The organism is uncultured Empedobacter sp., from assembly GCF_937930195.1.
GTDB classification, from domain to species: Bacteria; Bacteroidota; Bacteroidia; order Flavobacteriales; family Weeksellaceae; genus Empedobacter; species Empedobacter stercoris.
Genome location: NZ_CALGVK010000175.1, coordinates 25,231 through 50,816 on the forward strand (window position 1 = coordinate 25,231; position 25,586 = coordinate 50,816).

Annotated in this window: 22 protein-coding genes and 1 other RNA gene; 11 read left to right on the forward strand and 12 right to left on the reverse strand. The window is 31.9% G+C overall.

The annotated features are described in order from the left end of the window. Positions 1 to 3 precede the first annotated feature (3 nt). A complete protein-coding gene (gene rpsL / locus Q0616_RS10220; protein ID WP_019974211.1) occupies positions 4 to 387 on the reverse strand; it encodes a 30S ribosomal protein S12 in 384 nt (127 codons plus the stop codon). A gap of 219 nt (positions 388 to 606) precedes the next feature. Here rpsL and Q0616_RS10225 point away from each other — a divergent pair, with 219 nt between their 5' ends. The 4 genes from Q0616_RS10225 (at position 607) to Q0616_RS10240 (ending at position 5,924) form a co-directional block, all read left to right on the forward strand. Beyond that, a complete protein-coding gene (locus tag Q0616_RS10225; RefSeq protein WP_298776836.1) occupies positions 607 to 2,763 on the forward strand; it encodes an inorganic phosphate transporter in 2,157 nt (718 codons plus the stop codon). A 186-nt stretch (positions 2,764 to 2,949) separates the two neighbouring features. After that, positions 2,950 to 3,594, forward strand: coding sequence for a DUF47 family protein (locus Q0616_RS10230; protein ID WP_286482997.1), 645 nt, complete (start codon positions 2,950 to 2,952; stop codon positions 3,592 to 3,594). A 23-nt stretch (positions 3,595 to 3,617) separates the two neighbouring features. Then, positions 3,618 to 4,724, forward strand: coding sequence for an inorganic phosphate transporter (locus Q0616_RS10235; RefSeq protein WP_225539827.1), 1,107 nt, complete (start codon positions 3,618 to 3,620; stop codon positions 4,722 to 4,724). A gap of 102 nt (positions 4,725 to 4,826) precedes the next feature. After that, positions 4,827 to 5,924 (forward strand): inorganic phosphate transporter, encoded by a 1,098-nt coding sequence (locus tag Q0616_RS10240; protein ID WP_260544496.1) that lies wholly within the window; start codon positions 4,827 to 4,829, stop codon positions 5,922 to 5,924. A 61-nt stretch (positions 5,925 to 5,985) separates the two neighbouring features. Here the strand turns inward: Q0616_RS10240 and Q0616_RS10245 are convergent, their stop codons facing one another. Together Q0616_RS10245 and glmM are read right to left on the reverse strand one after the other, a co-directional pair. Then, complete coding sequence (locus Q0616_RS10245; RefSeq protein ID WP_298776840.1) at positions 5,986 to 7,365, reverse strand: tetratricopeptide repeat protein; 1,380 nt, start codon at positions 7,363 to 7,365, stop codon at positions 5,986 to 5,988. A gap of 92 nt (positions 7,366 to 7,457) precedes the next feature. Beyond that, positions 7,458 to 8,840: a phosphoglucosamine mutase gene (gene glmM, locus Q0616_RS10250; RefSeq protein ID WP_188319619.1), complete on the reverse strand. Its 1,383-nt coding sequence runs from the start codon at positions 8,838 to 8,840 to the stop codon at positions 7,458 to 7,460. 115 nt (positions 8,841 to 8,955) lie between these two features. On the opposite strand from glmM, the gene Q0616_RS10255 reads away from it, so the two are divergent. Continuing rightward, entirely contained in the window at positions 8,956 to 9,270 is a 315-nt protein-coding gene (locus tag Q0616_RS10255) for a GlsB/YeaQ/YmgE family stress response membrane protein (RefSeq protein WP_260544502.1), read from the forward strand. 65 nt (positions 9,271 to 9,335) lie between these two features. Here Q0616_RS10255 and Q0616_RS10260 read toward each other — a convergent pair whose 3' ends face one another. The 7 genes from Q0616_RS10260 to Q0616_RS10290 form a co-directional block, all read right to left on the reverse strand. Further along, positions 9,336 to 9,902, reverse strand: coding sequence for an acetate uptake transporter (locus tag Q0616_RS10260; protein WP_171623131.1), 567 nt, complete (start codon positions 9,900 to 9,902; stop codon positions 9,336 to 9,338). Between the two features lie 215 nt (positions 9,903 to 10,117). Then, the gene (gene yidC / locus Q0616_RS10265) at positions 10,118 to 11,962 is read right to left on the reverse strand and encodes a membrane protein insertase YidC (RefSeq protein ID WP_225539830.1); all 1,845 of its coding nucleotides are present in this window, start codon (positions 11,960 to 11,962) and stop codon (positions 10,118 to 10,120) included. Further along, positions 11,940 to 13,592: a CTP synthase gene (locus Q0616_RS10270; protein WP_171623129.1), complete on the reverse strand. Its 1,653-nt coding sequence runs from the start codon at positions 13,590 to 13,592 to the stop codon at positions 11,940 to 11,942. Before Q0616_RS10270 ends, yidC begins: the two co-directional genes overlap by 23 nt. 82 nt (positions 13,593 to 13,674) lie before the next feature. Next, an RNA gene (ffs, locus tag Q0616_RS10275) (signal recognition particle sRNA small type) lies at positions 13,675 to 13,773 on the reverse strand. 124 nt (positions 13,774 to 13,897) lie between these two features. Further along, positions 13,898 to 15,022: a hypothetical protein gene (locus Q0616_RS10280; RefSeq protein ID WP_298776845.1), complete on the reverse strand. Its 1,125-nt coding sequence runs from the start codon at positions 15,020 to 15,022 to the stop codon at positions 13,898 to 13,900. After that, positions 15,019 to 15,978 carry an AraC family transcriptional regulator gene (locus tag Q0616_RS10285; protein ID WP_225541302.1) on the reverse strand — a complete coding sequence of 320 codons (960 nt, stop codon included), beginning with the start codon at positions 15,976 to 15,978 and terminating at the stop codon, positions 15,019 to 15,021. The genes Q0616_RS10280 and Q0616_RS10285 overlap by 4 nt, the downstream gene beginning before the upstream one ends. Positions 15,979 to 16,122: 144 nt before the next feature. Then, positions 16,123 to 16,398 carry a hypothetical protein gene (locus tag Q0616_RS10290; protein ID WP_225541301.1) on the reverse strand — a complete coding sequence of 92 codons (276 nt, stop codon included), beginning with the start codon at positions 16,396 to 16,398 and terminating at the stop codon, positions 16,123 to 16,125. 178 nt (positions 16,399 to 16,576) lie between these two features. Between Q0616_RS10290 and Q0616_RS10295 the strand changes: the two genes are divergently transcribed. The 6 genes from Q0616_RS10295 to Q0616_RS10320 all read left to right on the forward strand — a co-directional run bounded on the left by Q0616_RS10295 (position 16,577) and on the right by Q0616_RS10320 (position 22,954). Then, the gene (locus Q0616_RS10295) at positions 16,577 to 17,146 is read left to right on the forward strand and encodes a DUF4199 domain-containing protein (RefSeq protein WP_188319614.1); all 570 of its coding nucleotides are present in this window, start codon (positions 16,577 to 16,579) and stop codon (positions 17,144 to 17,146) included. Positions 17,147 to 17,149: 3 nt separating this feature from the next. Beyond that, complete coding sequence (locus Q0616_RS10300) at positions 17,150 to 18,112, forward strand: glycosyltransferase family 2 protein (protein WP_298776848.1); 963 nt, start codon at positions 17,150 to 17,152, stop codon at positions 18,110 to 18,112. A gap of 15 nt (positions 18,113 to 18,127) precedes the next feature. Next, positions 18,128 to 18,832 (forward strand): DUF2807 domain-containing protein, encoded by a 705-nt coding sequence (locus tag Q0616_RS10305; protein WP_171623123.1) that lies wholly within the window; start codon positions 18,128 to 18,130, stop codon positions 18,830 to 18,832. Between the two features lie 8 nt (positions 18,833 to 18,840). After that, the gene (locus tag Q0616_RS10310; RefSeq protein WP_286482988.1) at positions 18,841 to 20,556 is read left to right on the forward strand and encodes a phospho-sugar mutase; all 1,716 of its coding nucleotides are present in this window, start codon (positions 18,841 to 18,843) and stop codon (positions 20,554 to 20,556) included. 112 nt (positions 20,557 to 20,668) lie between these two features. Continuing rightward, positions 20,669 to 21,256 carry an ACP phosphodiesterase gene (locus Q0616_RS10315; RefSeq protein ID WP_298776850.1) on the forward strand — a complete coding sequence of 196 codons (588 nt, stop codon included), beginning with the start codon at positions 20,669 to 20,671 and terminating at the stop codon, positions 21,254 to 21,256. 69 nt (positions 21,257 to 21,325) lie between these two features. Next, positions 21,326 to 22,954 (forward strand): carboxyl transferase domain-containing protein, encoded by a 1,629-nt coding sequence (locus tag Q0616_RS10320; protein WP_225540365.1) that lies wholly within the window; start codon positions 21,326 to 21,328, stop codon positions 22,952 to 22,954. A gap of 49 nt (positions 22,955 to 23,003) precedes the next feature. Here the strand turns inward: Q0616_RS10320 and Q0616_RS10325 are convergent, their stop codons facing one another. Both Q0616_RS10325 and Q0616_RS10330 read right to left on the reverse strand, forming a co-directional pair. Next, positions 23,004 to 23,579 carry a sugar transferase gene (locus Q0616_RS10325; RefSeq protein WP_298776851.1) on the reverse strand — a complete coding sequence of 192 codons (576 nt, stop codon included), beginning with the start codon at positions 23,577 to 23,579 and terminating at the stop codon, positions 23,004 to 23,006. A gap of 5 nt (positions 23,580 to 23,584) precedes the next feature. Further along, positions 23,585 to 25,586: polysaccharide biosynthesis tyrosine autokinase (locus Q0616_RS10330; protein WP_298776852.1), on the reverse strand; the 2,002-nt coding region annotated here is incomplete at its 5' end.

Genomic DNA, 25,586 nt, shown 5'->3' on the forward strand with positions numbered 1-25,586 from the left:
AATTTATTTTTTAGCATCTTTAGGACGTTTCGCTCCATACTTACTTCTACGTTGAGTACGTCCGTTTACTCCCGCAGTATCTAACGCTCCACGTACAATGTGGTAACGCACACCTGGTAAATCTTTAACTCTACCACCTCTAACCAATACTATCGAGTGCTCTTGAAGATTATGACCTTCACCACCGATGTACGCGTTAACTTCTTTCCCGTTTGTTAATCTAACACGAGCAACTTTACGCATTGCTGAGTTAGGTTTTTTAGGAGTTGTAGTGTAAACACGTGTACAAACACCGCGGCGTTGTGGACATGATTCCAATGCAGCCGATTTACTCTTCTTGGTTAGTTTTTTTCTACCTTTTCTAACTAATTGTTGAATTGTTGGCATACTAATTAAATTTCCTTTTAAATTTGGATTAAACCCATTTTTTGGGCATGCAAATCTACAATTAATTTTTCAAAAACAAAATATAATTCGTTTTTTTCTATTGATTTTGATACTTTTAAAAAAACATTTAGAGTTAAATTTACATTAGTAACAATTAATTAACATTAAATATAAATAAAACATAGAATTTTGCACTTTATGTATTTTTAAAACATTTTCATGGAACTCATATTTATCATTATCCTTGTCACAGTCGTTCTATTAGCCATTTTAGACATTATGGTAGGAGTTAGTAATGATGCTGTTAATTTTTTAAATTCAGCGATAGGATCTAAAGCTGCAAGTTTTAGAACAATTATGATAATCGCATCATTCGGTTTACTGATTGGTGCAGTTTTTTCAAGTGGAATGATGGAAATTGCCCGAAGTGGGATTTTCACTCCCTCCATGTTTACATTTTACGATGTAATGATTATTTTCTTAGCAGTGATGATTGCCGATGTTATTCTTTTAGATTTATTTAACTACATTGGTTTTCCTACTTCAACAACCGTTTCTATTATCTTCGAATTATTAGGCGCTGCAACCTGCTTAGCTTTAATAAAAGTTATTACAAATGACGACTCATTCATTACAATACTTAATTATATCAATACAGAAAAAGCATCTGAAATTGTTTTTAGCATTATACTTTCTGTCTTTTTATCTTTTTTATTAGGTTCGATTATACAATACATCACACGTTTAATCTTTACATTCAACTCAGAAGCTCGCATCAAAAAATATGGAGGAATTTTTGGAGGAATTGCAATTACAGCAATTTCATTTTTCTTATTAATCAAAGGAGCTAAAAACTTAACCTTCTTAAGTGGAGATATTAAAAGTTGGATTTCAGCTAATCAAATTTTATTGATCGGAATTAATTTTGTTTTATGGACAATTGTTTCACAAACTTTAATCTACTTTAAAGTCAATATTTTACGAATCATTATCCTCATCGGGACATTCGCATTAGCTTTAGCTTTTGCTGGAAATGATTTGGTTAACTTTATTGGTGTACCAATTGCCGCTATTCAGTCTTACGATATTTTCACAGCCTCTGGCGTTACAGATCCAACAGGATTTATGATGGGAGATTTAGCAAATAATGATATTGTTGCTCCGTCCTACTATTTAGTAATTGCAGGTCTTATCATGATTGTAACACTTTGGACATCGAAGAAAGCACGAAATGTAATTGAAACAGAACTTAATTTAAGTAAACAAAACGACGGAGAAGAAAAATTTAAACCCAACTTCTTATCACGTGGAATTGTTCGAGCTGTAATTATATTAGGAGGTTTGATTGATAAAATTTTACCTAAATCATTGCAATTAAAAGTAGACAAACGTTTCGAAAATCCGAAAAAAAATCTTTCTATCAAAGATCAAACAACTGATGAAGAAGCTTTTGATATGATTCGTGCTTCAATCAATTTAATTGTCGCTTCAATCTTAATTTCGATCGGAACATCGATGAAGTTACCTTTATCTACAACTTACGTTACTTTTATGGTTGCAATGGGTTCATCATTTGCAGACCGTGCATGGGATAGGGATAGTGCTGTTTTCCGTGTAGCAGGAGTATTCAACGTTATTGGAGGATGGTTTTTAACTGGAATTTCTGCATTCACAATGGCTGCTATTGTTGCCGTAATTATGTTCTTTGGAAAAGCGTACGGTATTATCGGAATGATTTTGTTATTAGGATTTATCTTATTCAAATCAAATCAAAGCTACAAGAAAAAGAAGAAGGAAAAAGAGGAAATTATCATCAGTTTTACAGAAGAAGATATTGATTCTATTCAAAAAATCTTTACGAAAAACAAAAAACAGATCAGCAAAGCTTTATCAAAATCAGCATATAGTTTTGAATTAAGTATTCGCGGAATCGAATTTGAAAACCTAACGCACGCAGCAGAAAATAAAAAGAAAATCAAGAAATTAATCAGTTCTATCGAAGAATTAAAATCTAATTTCTATCGTATTTTGCGTGATATGGATAGAGAAAATATTAACTCGTGTAAAGTATTCGTGCAATCTTTTGGCTATTTACAAAATATCACGACGAGTATCAATTTTATCAACACATCCATTCATACCTATATCTATAACAATCATCGTACGTTAAACGAAGAACAATTAATTGATTTAAAATCAATTAATATTGAGTACAAAAAATTATTAAATCATACTTCCAAGAGTTTTGCGAATAACAACTTGAATGAATTGGAATCATTTGATAAATTGCGCCAATCGATTGACAATAAAATTTCGATTGCATTGAATAATCAAATTGAACAGATACAACTAGCAAACGTCAGTCAAAAACGTTAGACATTATATCTCACTCTCCTTACAGAAGTAGAATATACGGTTGACAGAATCGAAAAATTAGTTCGTTTATATATCGATATTGACAAACAAATTAATGACTAATAAGTTAAATGATTTAAAACCATATTAATTTTACATTAACTTAACATTAATTACTTTAATTTTGCACCTCAAAACATTATTTAAATGTCGGTAAACTCATTTTTCAAATTATTTACTCCAAAGGATAAGGTATTTTATCCTTTGTTTGAGGAGGCTTCAAAAAGTTTAATCAAATTAGCTGAGTTGTTACATGAATGTGTAAATGCTCCAATTGAGGAACGCGAAGATTACATTGCTCAAATATCTAAAATCGAAAGTAAAATTGAATATTTAACTCAAAAAACAAATATAGAGTTAAGCAAAAATTTTATTACTCCTTTTGACAGAGAAGATATTTACCAATTGGTAAAATCGATTGATTATGTTGCTGACAATTTGAATGGCGCAGCGAATCGCATCAATATTTATCAGGTTGATAAAATCACGAAGTCTATTCGTAAAATTACGGCTGTTAACTTAGAAGCTTGTCAATTAATCGGTGAAGGAATCGAACAGTTGAAAGATTTGAGTAACGTGAATCGTATTTATGAAATTTGTGAGCGTATCAATAAATTAGAAAACAAATCTGATCGTATTTTTGATAAAGCGGTTCAAGAAATTTTTGAGAACGAAACTGATGCCAAAAACATCATCAAATACAAGGAAGTTTTATCTTCATTAGAATCTGCAACAGATAAATGTAAGAGTGTTGCAAATGTATTAGAAGCAGTAGCAGTTAAGCATTCGTAAAATTAAATCTTAAACATTAAGATATGACTGAATTTTTCACAGCGTTTTCGAGCATGCTCACGTCTACGCCAGGAATCTTATTGATTACTATTATCTTCTTAGCATTTGTTTTTGATTATATTAATGGTTTTCATGACGCTGCAAATTCTATTGCGACAATTGTTGCAACTAAGGTTTTAACCCCTTTCCAAGCTGTTTTATGGGCTGCTGTATTTAACTTTGCTGCCTACTTTATTTCAGTATATTGGATTGGAGAATTTAAAATCGGTAATACGATTGCTAAATCAGTAAATGAGAACTTTATTACTTTAGAAGTTATTCTTGCTGGAATTATCGCTGCCATTTCATGGAATCTTTTGACTTGGAAATTCGGTATACCATCTTCTTCTTCTCATACATTGATTGGAGGATTTATTGGTGCTGCACTTGCGCACGCAGGAGGTTTTTCAGCAGGCGGAGAAGATGTGATTGTTTACAAAAAAGTAATTCCAATTATTTGCTTTATCGTTTTAGCACCTTTAATCGGTATGATTATCGCATCGATTTTAACCATTCTTACACTTCATATTTGTAAAAAAGCAAAACCCGCAAGAGCTGAATGGTGGTTCAAGAAATTACAATTAGTCTCTTCTGCCCTATTCTCTTTAGGACACGGTATGAATGATGCGCAAAAAGTAATGGGTATCATTGGAGCTGCAGTGATTTTTTACCATATGAATGTGGATTTTGATCCAGAGTACATGCAAGCTGAAGATAAATTTCAGTATTTTGTTGCGCATTGGGGATGGGTTCCTATTACATCTTTTATCGTAATCGCTTTAGGTACGATGGGTGGAGGATGGAAAATCATCAAAACAATGGGATCTAAGATTACAAAAGTTACACCATTAGAAGGTGTAGTTGCTGAAACTTCTGGTGCAATGACACTTTACATTTCTGAACATTTTGGAATCCCAGTTTCTACAACACATACCATCACAGGATCTATCATTGGTGTTGGTTTAACAAAACGTGTTTCTGCAGTACGTTGGGGAGTAACAATTAGTTTACTTTGGGCATGGGTACTAACCATTCCAGTTTCAGCGCTATTAGCTGCATTAATTTACTACGTTGTCACATTATTTATATAACACATTATATTTCTAAAGGAGCTTAAAATTAAGCTCCTTTTTTATTTAAAATATTTTTACAAAATCGACATTTTAAAATTAAGAAATTGTTAAATTTGCGCAATGCAACTAACTGTATTATTTATCATTATCGGCTTAGCCATTTTATTTGATTTCTTGAATGGTTTTCATGATGCCGCAAACTCTATTGCAACAGTCGTTACAACTAAAGTACTCACTCCAATTCAAGCAGTTATTTGGGCTGCATTTTTCAACTTTGTTGCCTTTTTCATAGCAAAATATATCATCGGAGAATTTGGAGTCGCAGATACAATCGCTAAAATTATTAAAGAAGATGTCGTTGTAGCATTTGGATCTAATCCATCTGTTGTCGTTATGGCCGCACTATCTGCTGCAATTACTTGGAATATTTTAACATGGAAATTAGGTATTCCTTCCTCTTCCTCGCATACGTTAATTGGAGGATTAGCTGGAGGTGCTTTAGCTGCAACTGGTTTCGATTTTTCGGCTGTTAACAGTACAATTATTTTAACCATAATTGCTTTCATCTTTGTTGCACCGATTATTGGTTTAATTGCCGGAAACGTAATTTACATTATCACACTTAATCTTTGTAGAAATGCTAAACCACATAAAGCTGATGCATGGTTCAAAAAATTGCAATTGCTTTCTTCTGCTATGCTAAGTATTGGTCATGGATTAAATGATTCGCAAAAAGTAATGGGAGTAATCACGTTCGCTTTACTTGCAAACCAAACTGCCATTGCAAATACTGATATGAATGACTGGGTTTTGAATGATATCTTTCATTGGAAAGATTGGTTCATCACTTCAAGTAGTACTGATATTCATGATTGGGTGCCAATTTTATGTTTCTCCGCAATCGCTTTAGGAACATTAGGAGGAGGAATGAAAATTCTTAAAACAATGGGTAACAAAATTACAAAAATAACCCCTATCGAAGGTTTTACTGCACAAACAGCTTCAGCAATTACATTATTCTTTACAGAACACATCAAAATGCCTGTATCAACAACACACGTCATCACAGGTTCTATCATTGGTGTTGGAATGGTAAAACGAGTTTCTGCTGTTCGTTGGGGTGTAACAATAAGTTTACTTTGGGCTTGGATTTTGACAATTCCTGTTTCTGCACTTATAGCTAGTGGTTTTTACTTCCTATTCACATTATTTTTCTAGAACAAAAAATTTTAAACATAATATAATAGGCGGTCAAATTTGATCACCTATTTTGATTTAATTAATCATCATTTTCAAAGATATCGTTTATTTTATCTTGAAGAATCGGATAATTTTCAAACATCATTTTTTTGATTGTAATATCCATACTCAAAGCATTTCTTAATGCTTCGTTCCCAAGTCTATCCTCATCTATCAAATAATAAACATTACTTAGTTGATAAAAAAATTCGGCTCGGTTAAAGTTCTTCAAAGCCCCTGTTAACAAAACTGCAATTGCTTGCTCATATTCTCCAATTGCAATTAAGGTCTCTACATAGGCAAACCAAGTATTAAAAACCAAAGGTTTCAATTCAACCAATTTTACTAAACTACTTAATGCTTCCTCAAACTTCATTTGTTTCAAGAAATAATACGTAGAATTGGTATAATATTCAGAGTTGTCATCATTTAACTCAATTGCACGCTGAATATAATACTCTGCCTCATCCAAATTTCCCATCTTATCATACAATGCAGCAGATTTTGCCCAAACTTTATCCAATTGCGGGTCTTCTTTTATGGCAATATGATAAGCTTTTAATGCCTTTTGAGGTTTTTTCAATTTTTCATACAATTCCCCAATTTTAAAATGCGTCAACGCAGGAGAATCATCATACTCTAAAGTTTCTTCTAGCGTTTCAATGGCTTTGTTGTAATCCCCTAACTCTTCAAAAGAAAACGCCTTATTCGTATGACCAACTATAGAGTTTGGGTTAATTGCAATAACATAATCTAATGCGTTTATAGCTTCTTTAAACATCTTTTTATGATTATACAATAACCCAAGTTGCAACCAAGCTACTTCAGAATAAGGATTATCATCAATAAAATCTTTCAAAAAGTCGATGCATTCTTCTGGATTATGAATTTCTTCGAAGCATTGTATAATCGAATAAAAAGAATAGTCATTTTCTGGATTAAATTTTAAAGCTTTTCTAAATGCGATTAAAGCTGACTGAACTTCATCTAAATTTAAAAATTCGTTTCCGATACAATTGCAAATAAAATCAGTTTCATCATCATCTATCGACAACGCCTCTTCATAAAAACGAATTGCTTTTCGAGACATATTTTTCATTCCCCAAAAACGTGCTTGTACTAATAAATAATCCAATTCATTAGCCGCAATTACTTTTAGTTCTTGAATTAATTTCGCCGAACGTTTCAACTCATTAATCAAAAGTAGATATTCTATCTTCTTTATCTTGATTTCTATATTTTCAGGATGCATTTTCTCTGCAAAATCCAATGCACGTTTGGCATATTCGCTATCATTTACTTCAATATAGAATTCAATTATTTCGACCAAATCTTCCGAATCGTAATATTTATACTCACAATTCTCAAGCATTTGTTCAAAACGTTCAATCAGTTCGTTATTAAAAAAATCTTCGTCCATAATATCAAACTAATTTACAAAATAAAATGTGCAAAATTCACAACGAATTGTAAGAGTTTTGCACATTTATTAAACAATTAAAACAGATTGTTTTAAATAATATTTTTGATACTTTCGATCATTTTATCTGCTAATTTATTCGCATTTTCTTCTGAAGTACTTTCTGTGTAAATACGAATAATTGGCTCTGTATTCGATTTTCTTAAGTGAACCCATTCGGTTGGAAAATCTATTTTAACACCATCAACAGTGTTGATTTCTTCATTTTTGTAAACTTCTTGAATCTTCATTAACAATTCGTCTACGTTAATTTCTGGAGTTAATTCGATTTTCTTTTTTGCCATAAAATAAGCAGGATAAGATGCTCTCAATTCAGAAACTGGAATATTTCGTTCAGCTAAATGTGTCAAGAATAAAGCGATACCAACTAAAGAGTCGCGTCCGTAATGTAATTCTGGATAAATAATTCCTCCGTTACCTTCTCCACCGATTTTAGCTTCAACATTTTTCATCTCCACCACAACATTCACTTCTCCAACTGCTGAAGGCGAATATTTTTGACCATATTTCTCCGTCACATCGCGTAAAGCACGAGAAGAAGATAAATTAGAAACCGTTGCTGAAGGTGTTTTGGACAATACATAATCTGCCACTGCAACCAATGTATATTCTTCACCAAACATTTCACCCTTTTCATCTATAATCGCCAAACGATCTACATCTGGATCAACCACAATTCCAAAATCAGCTTGTTCATCAACCACCTTTTGACAGATGTCGCCTAAATGTTCTTTTAACGGTTCTGGATTGTGTGGAAAATGTCCGTTTGGTTCACAATACATATCGTAATGAATCACTCCTAAGCGTTGTAACAACTTGGGAATTGCTATTCCTCCAGTCGAATTTACTGCATCAATTGCAACTTTAAAATTTTTGTTACGGATAGCTTCTGCGTCAACTAAAGGTAAAGATAAAATTTTCTCGATATGTAAGTCAATTGCATCATCAAATGTTTCGTAAGATCCTAAATTATCGACTTCTGCAAATGTATAATCGTCTTTATCAGCAAAAGCTAAAATTTGTGCACCATCTTCAGCAGAAACAAATTCACCTTTGGCATTTAACAATTTCAAAGCATTCCATTCTTTTGGATTATGAGAAGCTGTTAAGATTATTCCTCCATCTGCGTGTAAATGTGTTACCATTACTTCGACTGTCGGGGTAGTAGACAATCCTAAATCAACCACATTTATACCCAATCCCTGTAAAGTAGAACAAACTAATTGAGAAACCATTTGACCTGAAATACGAGCATCACGGCCAACAATCACTTTATACTCTGATTGAGTTGATTGATTTTTTAACCATGTTCCGTAAGCAGCAGCAAATTTTACTGCATCAATGGGCGTTAAGTTATCTCCTGGCTTTCCTCCGATTGTTCCACGAAAACCCGAAATTGATTTTATTAAAGACATATAATTTATTTTATAAGTAATACAAAAATACAAAAAAGTTTTCTTATCTTTTTGGAACGATTTTAGTTAAGTTTTGCTTAACATTATTTTACAACCTTTAAAAATATTATTAATTATGATGACAACTTCATTTATTATGTTGACTATTACAGGAGTTTGGAGCTTCTTAGTTTACCTTGTTTTCGGGCTTATTTGTGCAGGAATTGCAAAAGCCATCATGCCAGGAAAAGATCCAGGAGGTTTTTGGGTAACAGCTTTAATTGGTATTGTTGGTGCTTATTTAGGAGCTTATATGCGAACTATATTAGGAATTTCTCATGATGGAGAAGTAAGTTTCTTTAGTCCATTTGATTGGATGTTCTCTATTTTAGGAGCGTTGATTTTACTATTTATTTGGAAAAAATTTTTAGCACCAATGTTTAATAAATAATTCGTTATTCTTTATATAAAAAAATCCTTTCGCAGTTTTGCGAAAGGATTTTTTTTATGTTTATTTTATAATGGAAGAATTGTTTTTTCGTACTTCTGATTAATCATAATAGCCGATGCTTCGTAAAAAGCTATAAATCCACAAATAATTCCGGTCCAACCAGCAAAATTTAGGATAGCTTCGTCACCCGTAAAGTTTGCAGCAGCCAATAAAAAGAATAATAAGGTTAATGATCCAAATAGTAATTTACCAACCAAACTACCTTTTAACGTTTGTAAAAAATTAATTAAGGAAAAAAATCCCCACATTCCTAAATAGCAACCCATCGAATTTCCGTCGGCTTTTTCCACTCCAAACATTGGTGCTAACCAAGTAAAAACAAGTGATAACCAAAATGCTCCATAAGACATAAAAGCAATGCTACCAAAGTTATTTCCTTTTTTCCATTCCATCACTCCAGCTACAAACTGCGCTCCGCCTCCAAAGAAAACTCCCATTCCCATGATCATACTATTGACGGGAAAAAAACCTGCGTTATGAATATTTAGTAAAATTGTAGTCATGGCAAATCCATACAAACCAAGCGGTCCAGGATTTGCTGTTTGGTCTTTAATTGAGTAAATATTATTCATCTTATTTATTATTTAAAGACAATAATAATCTGAAAATAATAAATAAAAAACATTTTATTCAAAAAAAGTGTATTTTATACACTACAAACATTTTACAAAGACACTAACCATTTTATTAACAATAGATTAATTATATAAAAACCTTACTGTCTTTAATGAATAAAAAATCCGTTAATTATTATTAACGGATTTTTAGAATGATCTTTTAGAAATTATTATTTCTTTTTATTTTTTTGTTGTTGCTCTTGCATCTCTTGAGCTTGCTTCATCATTTCTTGCATACGAGTAGCAAATTTACCTTGTTTTTTAGGTTTCGTTTTATTCGTTTCAATAATTTGATGAATTTTTGCTTCATGAATCATGAACCTCTTAATGTATAAGACGATAAAGATGTTAATCGTATTAGAAACTAAATAATACCATGATAGTCCAGAGGCATAATTATTAAGGAATACAAAGAAGAAAACTGGCATCACATACATCATGTATTTCATGAATTGCATATTTGGCATTCCTTCTTGTTGTGGCATTTGGAAGTTGTCCATAGATCCTGATACTTTAAAATAAACCATCATTGCAACGATATATAATAAAGCAAATACACTTAAGTGACCATTTAAGAACGGAACCCATTCTGGCAAACTGATGATATCATCATAAGCTGTTAAATCTTCTACGAACCAGAAAGGAGCACCTCTTAAGTCGATTAAGTTTGGGAAGAAACGGAACAACGCATAGAAAATAGGAATTTGTAGTAAAGCTGGTAAGCATCCTGCTAATGGATTAATTCCTGCATTACGATAAATAGCCATCGTTTCTTGTTGTTTCTTCATTGCATCTTTCGGATCCTTGTATTTTTCGTTGATTTCATTCAATTCAGGACGAACAACTTTCATCAATGCTGATTGACGGTATTGTTTGTACATAATTGGAGATAAAACCAATTTCACAACGATTGTCATCAAGAAGATTACCCATCCGTAAGTGATTCCTACAGAAGCTAACCATTTGAAAATATTCAAGAAGAAATATTTATTCAACCAACCAAATAATCCCCAACCAAAATCGATTAAGTTTTGGAATCCTTTGTCGTTGTAATCTTTCAACATTTTATAATCCAATGGAATAAAATCCCATGTGAATTTTGAATTGATTTCACTATTTTTTAAATCGATTTGAGAACTTAAATTGTAATGTTTACTATACGTTAAGTCTTCTTCAGCCGAATTGATAGATCCACCTTTTGTATTCTTGAACCCTTCGTCATTAGATAAAACTGTCGCAAAGAATTGTTGTTTATTTGCTACCCAAGAAATTGCTTCCTCTTCTTGCCATTCATCAGCTCCAAATAATTCGTATTCGATGTCTTTGTTTCCTTTGAACTGAAAATAAGTATGTGACCAATATTTCTCTTGATCTTTCCCTTTCTCTGTACTGAAACCGTCCATCGTCCACGCTAAATCGACTTTATTTTCTGAAGTAATATTAGATAAACCTTGAGTTTTTACTTCAAAATCAATCCCATAAGAATCTCCTAATGTATAGATGTATTGAATTTGACTATTTTCCGCATTGGCTGTAAACGTCACAATTGTATTGTTCGCATTTTTTTGCACCTGTGGTACAAATACCAAATCCGAAACATTAAGAACAGCTCCTTGTTTCGTTTTGAATGATAAGTTGAATTTACTTGATCCATTTTTTACTAAATGTAAAGGATCTTTGTTTCCATCTTTTTTCGCATCAAAAGCATCATAACCGATAATTTGAACATCAGCAATCTGAGCTCCTTTTGGCGAAAACTTAACTTTAAGTTTATCATTACTCACTTCAACATCTTTTGCTAATGTAGGATCTACAGTTTGAAAAGCTTGTGTTGTAGCTGTTTTGTTTAATTGTTCCTGTTTTTTTGCTTGCTCTTGCTTTTGGACTAATTCTTTCTTTTGAGCTTCGACTTGTTCTTCCGAAGGTCTGTTAAGATAATAGAATACGCCAAAAAGAATAGCAATTAAAATAAAACCAATCGTTTGGTTAAAATCAAATTTTTTCTCTTGTTGCATTTAATAAATCATTTTGTTTATTCAATAAAGAAGCTTCGATAAAACTTATAAATAAAGGATGTGGCGAAGCAACTGTACTTTTATATTCCGGATGGAATTGTACACCAATATAAAATGGGTGTTGATTATGTTCTAAAATTTCTACTAATTCTGTTTCTGGGTTTTTACCAACTGGGATAAAATTATGTTCAACAAATTCATCATAAAATTCGTTGTTAAATTCATAACGATGACGATGACGCTCTAAGATTTCTTCAGAATTATAAATTGCTTTGATTTTTGAATGCTCAGCTAATTCACATTTCCAATTTCCTAAACGCATTGTTCCTCCTTTGTCCGATACATCTTTTTGATCTTCCATCAAACTAATGACTGGATAAGGCGTTGTTAAATCCATTTCTGCTGAATCTGCTTTTTCGTAACCTAATACATTACGTGCAAATTCGATTGCCATAATTTGCATTCCCAAACAAATTCCTAATGTTGGAATATTATTTCTTCGTGCATAATTTGCAGCAATTATTTTACCTAAAATTCCACGATCCCCAAAACCTGGTGCAATCAAAATTCCTGCAACACCTTTCAGTTGCTCTCCAACGTTGTCTTCTGTAATTTCTCCAGAATACACCCAACGAACTTTTACACTTGTTTCACAAGTTGCTGCAGCATGTACAAACGCTTCTGTAATTGATTTATAAGAATCATGTAACGAAACATATTTACCTACTAAAGCAATTTCAATTTCGTTTTTAGGATTTTTATGGTTTGATAAGAATTTGTTCCAAACTGTAAAATCTGGTTCTTGATCAGTTGGCAAATCTAAGCCTTTTAAAACAACTTCGTCAAAATTTTGTTCATGTAATAAAAATGGAACCTCATAAATTGTGTCTGCATCCATACTTTCGATTACGTTTTCTTTGCGAACATTACAAAATAATGCCAGTTTAGCTTTGACATCTTTTGGTAAATGATGTTCAGTTCTTGTCACTAAAATATTGGCATGAATACCATTTTCCATTAAAGTTCGAACAGAATGTTGTGTTGGTTTTGTTTTCAATTCACCTGCAGCAGCTAAATATGGTACTAATGTTAAGTGAATTACTGAAGAGTTATGTTCACCTAATTCCCAAATTAATTGTCGAATTGTTTCGATATATGGTAAAGATTCTATATCACCCACTGTACCTCCAATTTCAGTAATGATGATATCGTAATCACCTGTATTACCTAATAATTTGATACGACGTTTGATTTCGTTTGTGATATGAGGAACAACTTGAACTGTTTTTCCTAAATAATCTCCACGACGTTCTTTTTCTATAACTGTTTGATAAATACGACCTGTAGTAACTGAATTAGCACGAGATGTAGCGCGGTTCAAGAAACGCTCATAATGTCCTAAATCTAAATCGGTCTCTGCACCATCTTCCGTCACGTAACATTCTCCATGCTCGTAAGGATTAAGTGTTCCTGGGTCTATATTGATATAAGGATCTAATTTTTGAATTGTCACTCTATATCCTCTAGCTTCTAATAGCATTCCTAATGAAGAAGCTACGATTCCTTTTCCTAACGACGATGTTACTCCTCCGGTAACGAAAATGTACTTTGGTGTCTTGTTTGTTTCCATTGAATTCTTTAAATCAATGGTTGCAAATTTATGAATAAATAATGGGGTAAAAAAAAGTGGGAGTGAAATTTAGAGAAATAAAAATAGGCAAGCGATCTACATCACACCGCTACGACCGTATACCTTTGCTACGTTCCCGTCCTGGAGGATTCAACAGGAGCTGGTTGTGTAGGACTTGCCTGATGCAAAGGTAAGAATGTTTTGATAAAATAAAAGTATTTTGAAGATTTTTTTTCTTCGTTTAACAATCGAAAGAACATTTCGTTTTCATTATGAATAAATTATATTAGAAAAAAAAATTACTTTTAACGAAGAAGATCAACCAATTCTTCTTGATTTTGAAGAATACATTTATTTAATTTTTTTTGTTTATTATAAAAAACATAAGTCATAAGAATCAAAATAAAAAGAGAAAAAATACCAACTAACTGGGCATTGAACAATGTTTTCTTGGTACTAACTTTGGCTTCGTGATTTAAAGATTGAACTGCTATACTAATGGTTTTGTTCTCGGAATTCAACACTTTTTTAGCATACAAAGTACTCAAGCTATCTGCTTTCTCGAATTGCTTCCATTCTTGTTGTGCAATACTATTCAACCCTATTAAACTATAGATATTTCGTTGCAAAACAGAATCATCAATATCACCCAATACAATTAATGCTTCATTCAGCTTTTTATTTGATGTTTCATAATTATTTAATTTAAAATAATATTCTCCTAACCCCTTTAAAGAATAAGCAATCAAGATTTTTGTAGCTGTTAATTTTGATAATTCGTAAGATGTGATAAATGATTTTTCAGCGGTATTCAAATCTGTTTTTAAATAACAATATCCTAAATTATAATAAATAACACTTTTATTAGAATTTGCAACAAAACTATTCTCTATTTGATTATAACTCCTAATGGCTTTGTTAAAATAATTTATTGCGCTATTGGTATTATTCAGATCTTTAAAAATCAACCCTCTTACGGTGTAATTATAGGCAACCGATTCTAATTTTTCCTGTCTATTTTCTAAATTCTGAATTGTTTTCTCAGCTTCATTCAGGTAAACAAGCGATTTATCATATAATTTTAAACTATGATAAATAGATGAAATCCGATGAAGCGCAGCTACTTTTTGTCCTTTATTTTCTAAAACATTAACCAATTCATAGGTTTTATTCAAATGTTCCAATGCTTTCTCATTGTCTCTTAAATTAGAATATGCAGTAGATTTTAAAAAGTAAATATCAACCAGCTGTTTAGCATTTATGTTTGATTGAGTTATCAAAACATCGATTTGTTTTATTGCTTGTTTTGGGTATTTATAAACATTTGTCTTGGCTTCTTCGTAAAGATTTTTAATTTTAATCGAATCACTTTGCGCAAAACCAATAAAACTACCATACAACATCAGCCACATCAATAGTATTTTTCTCATAATTCTGCTGTTCGACTTAAAGTGTTAATGAAAAGTGTTGGTGTAGTTCCTGTAAAAGTTTTAAATGCAGACACAAAACTACTGTGCGAAGAAAACCCCGCTTCTTCCGCTAAATAACTGATTTTATAATTCAAATAATTAGAATCGGTTGTCAACTTATTCAGTATATATTTTATTCTAAGTTCGTTTATATAAGTGTTGAAATTCTTTTTCTTATGACGATTAATCACCTCACTCAGATATTTTGTATTGGTATCAAGTTTAGATGCAACAAGCCTTAACGAAACATTTTTGGATAAAAATTTATTCGTTTTCTCAAAAGAATCTAACTTTTGCAAAAGCGCGTATTCTTTATCTTTAGACAACAAATCTGTTTTTTGCGAATATTTAGTTTCCAAATCAGCTTGTACAACTTCATTTTTAGATTCTTTTATGGTTTGTAAAATTGTAGTAACAACACCTAATTTTTCCTTTTTTTTGTTCAGAATATAACCATAAATAAGGATAGTTAAGAATAACACAACAAAGGAAAAAATGATAAGTCTTTGTAATAAATCTTCTGTTTTTTGCTGCTTTAATTGGATTATTTTTGATTGATGATAAAAAATTTCATTATTAATTTTCTGATTCATCAATAAATTCAACGTAGAAATGGAGTCATACTTTTCGCTATAATAATTAATTTCGTGAATAGAATGAGTTGCTAAATACAAGCTTCCCAAATTGTAATAAACATCGTTAATTAAATAAGGATGATTTAATTTCTTGGCCAAACTCAACGCAATTTTATAATGATTTAGCGCTTTATCTGTCTCCCTTTTATCAAAGTACAATTCTCCCAAATACAATTCTATTCTTGTTTTAAAATACAAACCAAGTGCATCATTTTGATTCAGATTTTGAAGTAATTGAAAGGCTTTATCATATTGATGATTTTTAAGATAAGCCTTTGACAAAATAAGTTTTTCCTCAATCGTCAATTTTTTTTACCTAAAAACGTTTCAATACATTTCCCAAAATTTCCTTGATTAAAAAATTGTGAAGCCTTTATTGAAATTCCATTCTCTGAATGATTTTCAGCAATATATTTTTCAGAAAAATCATATAAATGATACTGTTGATAGATTCAATTCTGAATCATCAATTAGCTTTATATTCGATGTTTTTAATGCTTCCAGATTAGCAAGAGCAGCATTTTCTAAAGCTTTATCATTTTTCCCAGCATAAAAATGACCATAAGCTAAAAGCAGATAAGTTTCGGCAATATTTTTTTTATTATCCAAATTTCGAATCAGAAACTCTGCATTCGAAATAACTTCTGAAGGATTGTTGTATAAAACAGAATTATAATCATGTAAATATTCGTCTAAAGGCATCGTTTTATCATTCACTTCTACTATTAATAGAGACGAAGTGATGAGAGATACAGCTAAAAAAATATTTAAATAATGAAATCATTTACAAACAAAAATAATTTATTTCTTAATATAAATTACCTTTTAAATCATACAAAATAAACTATCATAGAATAAAGGATATATTTATCTTTGCAAAATGATTAGTTTTAATAAAATTTTCAAAAATTCATTAGTGCTGGCGGGAATTACCTTAGTATTGTTTTTTGCACTATACTTTTATTTCTCTCTTAACGGAACCGTTTCTGTACAAGATTATTACACCTACAGCTTCATGATTTGCTGTTTCGTAGTATTACCATTGTATGCAGTATACTGTTTCTTCACTATTTTCAATTTATCAAGAGCGAAAGCTAAAAATCATCAAACTTCAGAAGATTTAATGACCTTTAAAGAAGGATTCAAGATTGGTTTTTACACCATCTTCTTTGGTGGAATCATTAGTTTGATTGTCATCTTTGTATTTTTTAATACGTATGGTGAATGGGCTCAAGATAGTTTGAAACAAGGATTATTAGACACTTTTACATCAAATATGTCTGATCCTAAAATCGCAAAAGATATCGAAACATTTAGAAATTCGGATGATTATAAAACATTAAATTTATTTACTGTTAAAAACTTTTTTGGATTATTCTCAATTTTCTTATCTTTCTACATTGCAATTTCAGCAATGTTTTCACAATTCTTAAAAAAACGTGTTTTTTAACATATGAATATTTCAGTTGTTGTTCCTTTGTTGAACGAACAAGATTCCTTAGAGGAATTATTCTACAGAATCAAAAAAGTCTGTGAGCAGAATGATTTTACATTCGAAGTTATTTTCGTTGATGACGGAAGTACAGATGATTCGTGGCAAATTATCGAATATATTGCCAACTTCAATCCTGAAGTAAAAGGAATTAAATTCCGTAAAAATTATGGAAAATCTCCTGCACTAAGCGCCGCTTTCAAAGAAGTAAAAGGCGATGTTGTGATTACGATGGATGCCGATTTACAAGATTTTCCTGAAGAAATTCCGTCGTTATACAAAATGCTTAAAAATAACAAAGCAGATATTGTATCGGGTTGGAAAGAGAATCGTCAAGACAACAAACTGAAAAAGAATCTTCCTTCAAAATTATTTAACGGTGTAGCACGCAAAACTTCGGGTGTAAAATTGCATGATTTTAACTGTGGTTTGAAAGCTTATCGTTGGGAAGTAACGCAAAATATCGAGTTGTATGGAGACATGCATCGCTATATTCCTGTTTTAGCTAAAAACGCAGGCTATTCTCGAATTATTGAGAAAAAAGTAAAACATCAAGCGCGTAAATATGGCGTTTCAAAATTTGGTGCAAATCGTTTTGTCAATGGTTTCTTAGACTTGATTACACTATTTTTTGCTTCAAAATTTGGGAATAAACCCATGCATATTTTCGGTTTATTAGGAACTTTGATGTTTATCTTAGGATTTTTTGCCTCTTTTTATTTAGGAATCGAAAAATTATACAAAGTTTATATTTCACATTCCCCTGCAAGATTAATTACAGACAGTCCCTATTTCTACATTTCATTGGTTTTTATGATTTTAGGAACACAGCTATTTTTGGCGGGATTTTTGGGCGAGTTAATTGTTCGTAACAACAGAGAAAAACAATTGTATTTAGTTCAAAAAGAATTGAATTTAAACTAATTAAAACCCACAACTATGAAAAAGATTATTTTATTAGGATTTTTAGGTTTAATTGCCACTTCTTGTTCATCGTCTATTGATGGAGAAGGCGTAGCAACAGCTCAAAAAGAATATACAGCTGACAACATCAAAGATTTGAGCGTTTCATGTAATTGTAATGTTATTTTAGTTCCAGGAAATACAACTGGAGTTAAAGTAGAATCGCACCAAAATATTATCGATAATTTAGAAGTTACAGCAAATAATCAAACGCTTTCAATCAAAGAAAAATCAAATGTAGACCAATACAGCGCTTATGATTTGTATGTTTATGTAACACGTGATTTAGAAAAAATTGATGTGAATAAACAAACTTCTTTGACCACTTCAGGAACATTAAATGTTGATGAATTAGAGATGAATGTCACAGATCAAGCACGAATAAGTCAAACTTTTTTGATTACCAATGACTTTAATTTGAAAGCGGATGACCAAACTAATATCATGTTAGAAGGAACTGCAGGAACAATGAAAGTAAAAGCCTATGGAGAAGCAAAGTTAGATTTGTTTAAATATGAAGTGAATGAAGCTAATTTCACAACAGACGATAATGCTTTGTTAGATATCAATGCTCGTCAAACATTATATGGTGCTGCAAAAGGAAACTCAATCGTAAATTTCATGGGCGATCCAAACAAGGATACAAAAGTAACTGACCGCGCCCAAGTACTTAAAAAATAAAAACAAGAATGATTTCAAGTTTAGAAAATGCTCAATTATGGCTTTCTGACGCGTACGATGCGGAAACAAGAAAAGCTGTTCAAGATTTAATCGATAACAATCCAACCGAATTAGACGATTCTTTTTACAAAAACTTAGAGTTTGGTACAGGAGGAATGCGTGGAATAATGGGCGTTGGAACAAATCGTTTGAACAAATATACACTTGGTGCCGCCACTCAAGGTTTAGCAAATTATATCAATCAACAATTTCCAAATAAAGAGAAAAAAATAGCCATTGCATACGATGTGCGTCACAATTCGGATACGTTTGCAAAAATGGTTGCTGATGTTTTAACAGCAAACGGAATCAATGTTTACTTATTCGAATCTTTCCGTCCAACACCAGAATTATCGTTTACAGTTCGTCATTTAGGTTGCGATGCAGGAATTGTTTTAACAGCTTCTCACAACCCTCCTATTTACAATGGATACAAAGTATATTGGAATGATGGTGCGCAAATTGTTCCACCACAAGATGGTGAAATTATCAACGAAGTAAACAATGTAAAAGTTGAAGAAATTAAATTTCAAGGAAATGATACCTTATTAACTTACATTGGAAAAGAGATTGACGAAGCCTTTATTGATGCATGTGTAGCAAACGGTAGTTTTACGCAAGAAGGTAAACAAGATATCAAAATTGTATTTACATCTATTCACGGAACTTCTGTTGCCATTACACCAAAAGCATTTGAAAAAGCTGGTTTCACACAAGTTCATCAAGTAGCTGAACAAGCAATTCCAAGTGGTGATTTCCCTACAGTAAAATCGCCAAATCCAGAAGAACCAGAAGCATTAACTATGGCGGTTGCTTTGGCAAACGAAATCGGTGCTGATGTTGTCATTGGTACAGATCCTGATGCCGATCGTGTTGGTGTTGCAACGCGTAACAACGAAGGTAAAATCGTTTTATTAAATGGTAACCAAATGAATACTGTTTTGGCTTATTATTTATTAGAAAAATGGCAAGAAGCTGGTAAATTAATTGGAAAAGAATTTATTGGTTCAACTATTGTAACGTCTGACATCTTCTATGATATCGCAGCAAAATTCAATGTTGATTGTAAAGTTGGTTTAACAGGTTTCAAATGGATTGCAGATATGATTCGTAAATTCGAAGGCCAAGAAAAATTTGTTGGAGGAGGTGAAGAATCATTCGGATTTATGGTGGGTGATTTTATTCGAGACAAAGATTCTGTTACAACAGCTTTATTAGTTTCTGAAATTGCAGCTGTACAAAAAGCAAAAGGAAGTTCTTTATATAACAAGTTAACTGAAATCTACCTTGAATTAGGAAAAGCATATCAAGAAGATTTAATTAGCATTGTTAAACCAGGAAAAGAAGGTGCTGAATTGATTGCGCAAATGATGGTAGAATTCAGATCAAATCCTCCAAAAGAATTGGCCGGTTCTAAAGTTATTCGTGTAAAAGATTTCCAATCTTCAATCGACAAAAATTTAGTTTCTGGAGAAGAGAAAACGATTAATATCCCTCAATCAAATGTCTTAATTTTCTACACAGAAGATGGCAGTAAAGTAGCGTGTCGTCCTTCGGGAACAGAACCTAAAATTAAATATTATTTCTCTGTCAATGCTCCTTTAGCATCGCAAGAAGAATATACAACTGTTCAACAACAATTATTAGCAAAAATTGATTTATTGAAAGTCGATTTCAGTAAATAAATCTCAACTAAAATAATTCAAAAGCCATCTTTTCAGATGGCTTTTTTCATGATTATAAAATAACATGGTATCATTTAAAAAAGAATTAACTTTATGCAACTAAATAAGCCATATGAACTTTGTCGCACACCAATTTTTATCGTTCGGAAATCAATCGCTCCAAATCGGAAATTTACTTGGAGAAATCGTTAAAGGAAATCAATTCATGAATTATGAAACTGAGATTCAGAAAGGAATTTTACTTCATCGATCGATTGATTCATTTACCGATTCGCACGAAATTGTGAAACGAAGCTCGAGTTATTTTCACAACACACAACATAAATTTTCACCGATTATTATTGATGTGATTTACGATTATTTTTTGATTAAACATTGGAATGATTTCTCAGAAATTCCGTTCGAAAATTTTAAAACAAATTGTTATCAACTTTTTGAAGATAAATATCCTTCATTCCCAAAAAAATTACAAGAAATCATTTTTTACCTTTTAAAATATGATTGGTTCGAAAACTATTCAACAATAGAAGGTGTTCAAAAAACTTTGAAAGGAGTTGGAAGTCGAACTAAATTCAAAAATAATTTACATCATATCATTCCTGAATTTGAACTAAATTATTCAAAATTAGAAAACGATTTTCAGCACTTTTTTCCTCAATTGCAATCGCATTGCAAAAACTTTGTATGTACAGGTTTGTAAGTTTAAATTTGATTTTAAGAATTGGAGAAAATTCATTAGTTTAGAGCTGTAAACAAACAGAAAACCACAATGGATTTAACTTTTAATAAAAGAGAGGATCATAACAAATTATTACTTTCTAAACTGCGTAACAAACTAAATGAAGTTTACCTTGGCGGAGGTAAAAAAAGAATTGATGCGTTGCATAGCAAAGGAAAAATGACAGCTCGTGAACGTGTTGACTATCTATTCGACGATAAAAAACCAAGCATTGAAATTGGTGCTTTAACAGGCGATGGAATGTACAAAGAACATGGCGGTTGCCCTTCAGGAGGTGTTGTAGTAAAAATTGGATACATTTCGGGAAAACAATGTATTGTTGTAGCAAATGATGCAACAGTAAAAGCTGGCGCTTGGTTTCCAATTACTGGAAAAAAGAATTTGCGAGCGCAAGAAATTGCCATGGAAAATCGATTACCAATTATTTATTTAGTCGATAGTGCAGGAGTTTATCTACCTATGCAAGACGAAATATTTCCGGATAAAGAAAACTTTGGACGTATTTTCCGAAACAATGCCATCATGTCTTCAATGGGAATTACACAGATTGCTGCGGTCATGGGAAGTTGTGTTGCTGGAGGAGCCTATTTACCAATCATGAGCGATGAAGCAATGATAGTAGATAAAACGGGTTCTATTTTCTTGGCGGGGAGCTACTTGGTAAAAGCGGCAATTGGAGAAGACATTGACAACGAAACTTTAGGAGGAGCAACAACACATTGCGAAATTTCTGGTGTAACAGATTATAAGGCCAAAGATGATAAGGATGCGTTGGATCGAATAAAATCGATTGTAGGAAAAATTGGAGATTACGATAAAGCTGGATTTAATCGAATTGAAGCTGCAAAACCAGCATTAGACGAAAAAGAAATCTATGGCATTCTGCCTGAATCTCGTGCCGAACAATACGATATGTATGATATTATTAACCGACTTGTTGATAACTCTGAATTGGATGAATACAAGCCCGATTATGGAAAGTCAATCATTTGTACTTATGCGCGAATTGATGGTTGGGCGGTAGGAATTGTAGCCAATCAACGTAAAATTGTAAAATCTAAAAAAGACGGAATGCAATTTGGCGGTGTTATTTATTCAGATTCTGCTGATAAAGCCACTCGATTTATTGCGAATTGTAATCAAAAGAAAATCCCATTGGTTTTCTTACAAGATGTCACTGGATTTATGGTTGGTTCGAAATCAGAACATGGTGGAATCATCAAAGATGGCGCAAAAATGGTTAATGCAGTATCAAATTCTGTTGTTCCAAAATTTACAATTGTAGTTGGTAATTCTTACGGTGCTGGAAACTATGCCATGTGTGGAAAAGCTTATGATCCACGATTGATTGCTGCCTGGCCATCAGCTCAATTAGCAGTTATGGGAGGTGAACAAGCAGCGAAAGTATTGTTCCAAATCAAAGAAGCTTCTTTGAAAGCACAAGGTGTTGAAGTAGATGAAGTGAAAAAACAAGAATTATTAGACGAAATTACGGCAAAATACAACGATGAGACGAGCCCATACTATGCTGCAGCACGTTTGTGGACAGATGGAATTATTGATCCGTTAGATACACGAAAATGGATTTCGATGGGAATTGAAGCAGCGAATCATGCACCAATTGAAAAACAATTTAACTTAGGTGTCATTCAAGTGTAATATTACTCTATTTTCAAAAATAAAAGAGAATCCAATTTAGGATTCTCTTTTATTTTTTTATAAGTGTTTGAACCATATAAATTAAATCTTGTTTAAAACTCCAATTCTTCACATAGTCGACATTAATCTTCACTTTATCTGGCCAAAGAACTTCATCATTGTAAGCTTTTGGATTTGTAACATCGGATAAGAGTTCTTCTTCGTGTCGATATTTTAATTGAGCAGGCCCAGTTAAACCAGGTTTTACCTGAAGCATTATCCGATCTTCTCCAACCAATACATCAGCATAACCTTTTACATCAGGACGAGGACCAACGAAGCTCATTTCACCTTTTAGAATATTAATTAACTGTGGCAGTTCATCTAATTTATAATCTCTTAAAACTTTTCCAAATTTTGTAATATGATGTTGATTGGTGGTAATTGTATTTTCAGAAAAACCTTTAATTGTTCTGATTTTGTAAATAGTAAAAAACTTGCCGTTCTTCCCTACTCTTTTTTGAGTAAAAACACCAAATTGATTCGTATCAAAAGAACTTATGATAACTAACAAAACAATTAATCCCACTAAAAAAAATAGTAGGATTAATGCAAGTATATAATCAAATATGTTCTTTAATAACATTTTAATTAAAAAAATTTACTTTTAATACGAGTAGCTAATCGTTTAAGTTTACCAAAGAATGAATTATCAAAATCTTCGTCACCAGCAAAATAGCCATAACCGTAACCATAACCGTAGCCATAACCGTAACCATAGCCGTAACCATAGCCATAACCGTAACCCGTTTTGATTTGGAAGTCGTTGAATATAATTCCAACATTCGACACTTCTCCTTCATCGTATTTATTCGAAATCGCCGTAATAAAGTTTTTCTCTGAATAATTGTAACGCGTCACATACAATGTACAATCAGCATAACACATCAAATCATAAGAATCTGTTACCAATCCAATTGGTGGCGAATCTATAATCACAAATTCATATTTTTCTTTCAATTCAGCAAACAATTGATCCATTCGTTTACTCAAAATCAATTCAGAAGGATTTGGAGGAATTGGACCAGCTGTAATAACGTCTAAATTAGGTAAAATTGTATGTTGTATAATTTTATTTAAATCTAAATAACCTGCTACATAATCTGTTACCCCAACTTTATTGTTGATATTAAAATCATCAAATATTTTTGGCTTACGTAAATCTAATCCAATCAGAATCGTTTTCTTATCCATCGAACCGATTGAACTGGCGATATTCATCGCGTTGAACGTTTTACCTTCACCTCCAATAAATGAAGTGACTAAAATGGTTTTATTATGCTCGTCGAGTCCTGGATGTTTATATAAATACTTTAAATTAGAACGAATAGATCTAAATGATTCTGAAATTCCAGATTTAGGATTATTGATAACAACTAATGGTGAATTGTCCCCTAACGGACCAACCAAACCAATAATTGGAATATTTGTACGTCCTGTGATATCCTTTAATACACGAACTTTAAAATCTAACAATTCTTTAATCACCACATAAATAAGAGGAATCAATAAACCAATTCCTAAAGCAATCAAGTAATTACGATTTGGATTTGGGTAAATAAATCCTTGACCTTGATTCTTCGCAGGATCAATGATTGTAATATCAGAGACAATAGAGGCTAAAGACAAATCGGTTGTGTTTAACTGATTGATCAACGTAGAATACATTGTACTATTCAACTCAAACCCACGATTTGCTTCCACAAATTCTATTTCTTCGTATGGTAAATCTTTTGCTTTGAATTCAGACTCCGCTAATTTGGCATTAATCATGGACAAATCGGTGTTCAACTTTTGTAAATGCGCATTGACAACATTCGAAATATTGTTTCTTGTTTTCGCTAATTGACGATCTATTTCTCTAATCTCATCCGTATTTGATTTGTAAACCTTAAGCATTTGCTCTCGTTGGTTTTCAAGATTATCCAATTGATCTACATTTGTCATGTAGTACGAAACATCAAGTCCTGCAATATTAAGCGCTATTAAATTATCAACACTACTCGATTTTTTAGGCATTAAACGGTGCAAAGCATTAATTTTCTCTTCTACTTCTATACGTTCTTTATCTAAAGCTGTTAATTTTCCTAAAAGTTCACTTTTCTTTGTATTAAAATTATAAACTCCTGTTTGTTTTTGCAGTTCTTGCAAATTATTCGTCGAACTATCTAACTTTAGCTTTACTGCTGCAATTCTTTCTTGTAAGTATTTTTTGGTCTGATATGCCGATAAATTTCTCTCTGCAAGTTCATTTTCTATTAAAACCTGAATTGAATTATTTAATAAATCGACTGCTTCATTTAAGCTTTCAGCATTTTTAGAAACCGAAATAATACTTGAAATTTTAGATGGATTTGACACACTAAAATTCTTAACCGCTCTAGATGTTGCATCTTTAATAGTCACTAACTTAAATGAAATTGTACTTTCTGTGAACGGTACATTTGAGCGAGTTAATTTTATTTTATAGTGATTATACCAGTAGATATACTCATCAAGTGTTCTAATCAGATCTGACAAAGATTTAACCTTGTGTAAGTAGATGGTTTCGCATTTAAGTGTCCCGAAGAAGCTTTCAACCACTGCATTATCA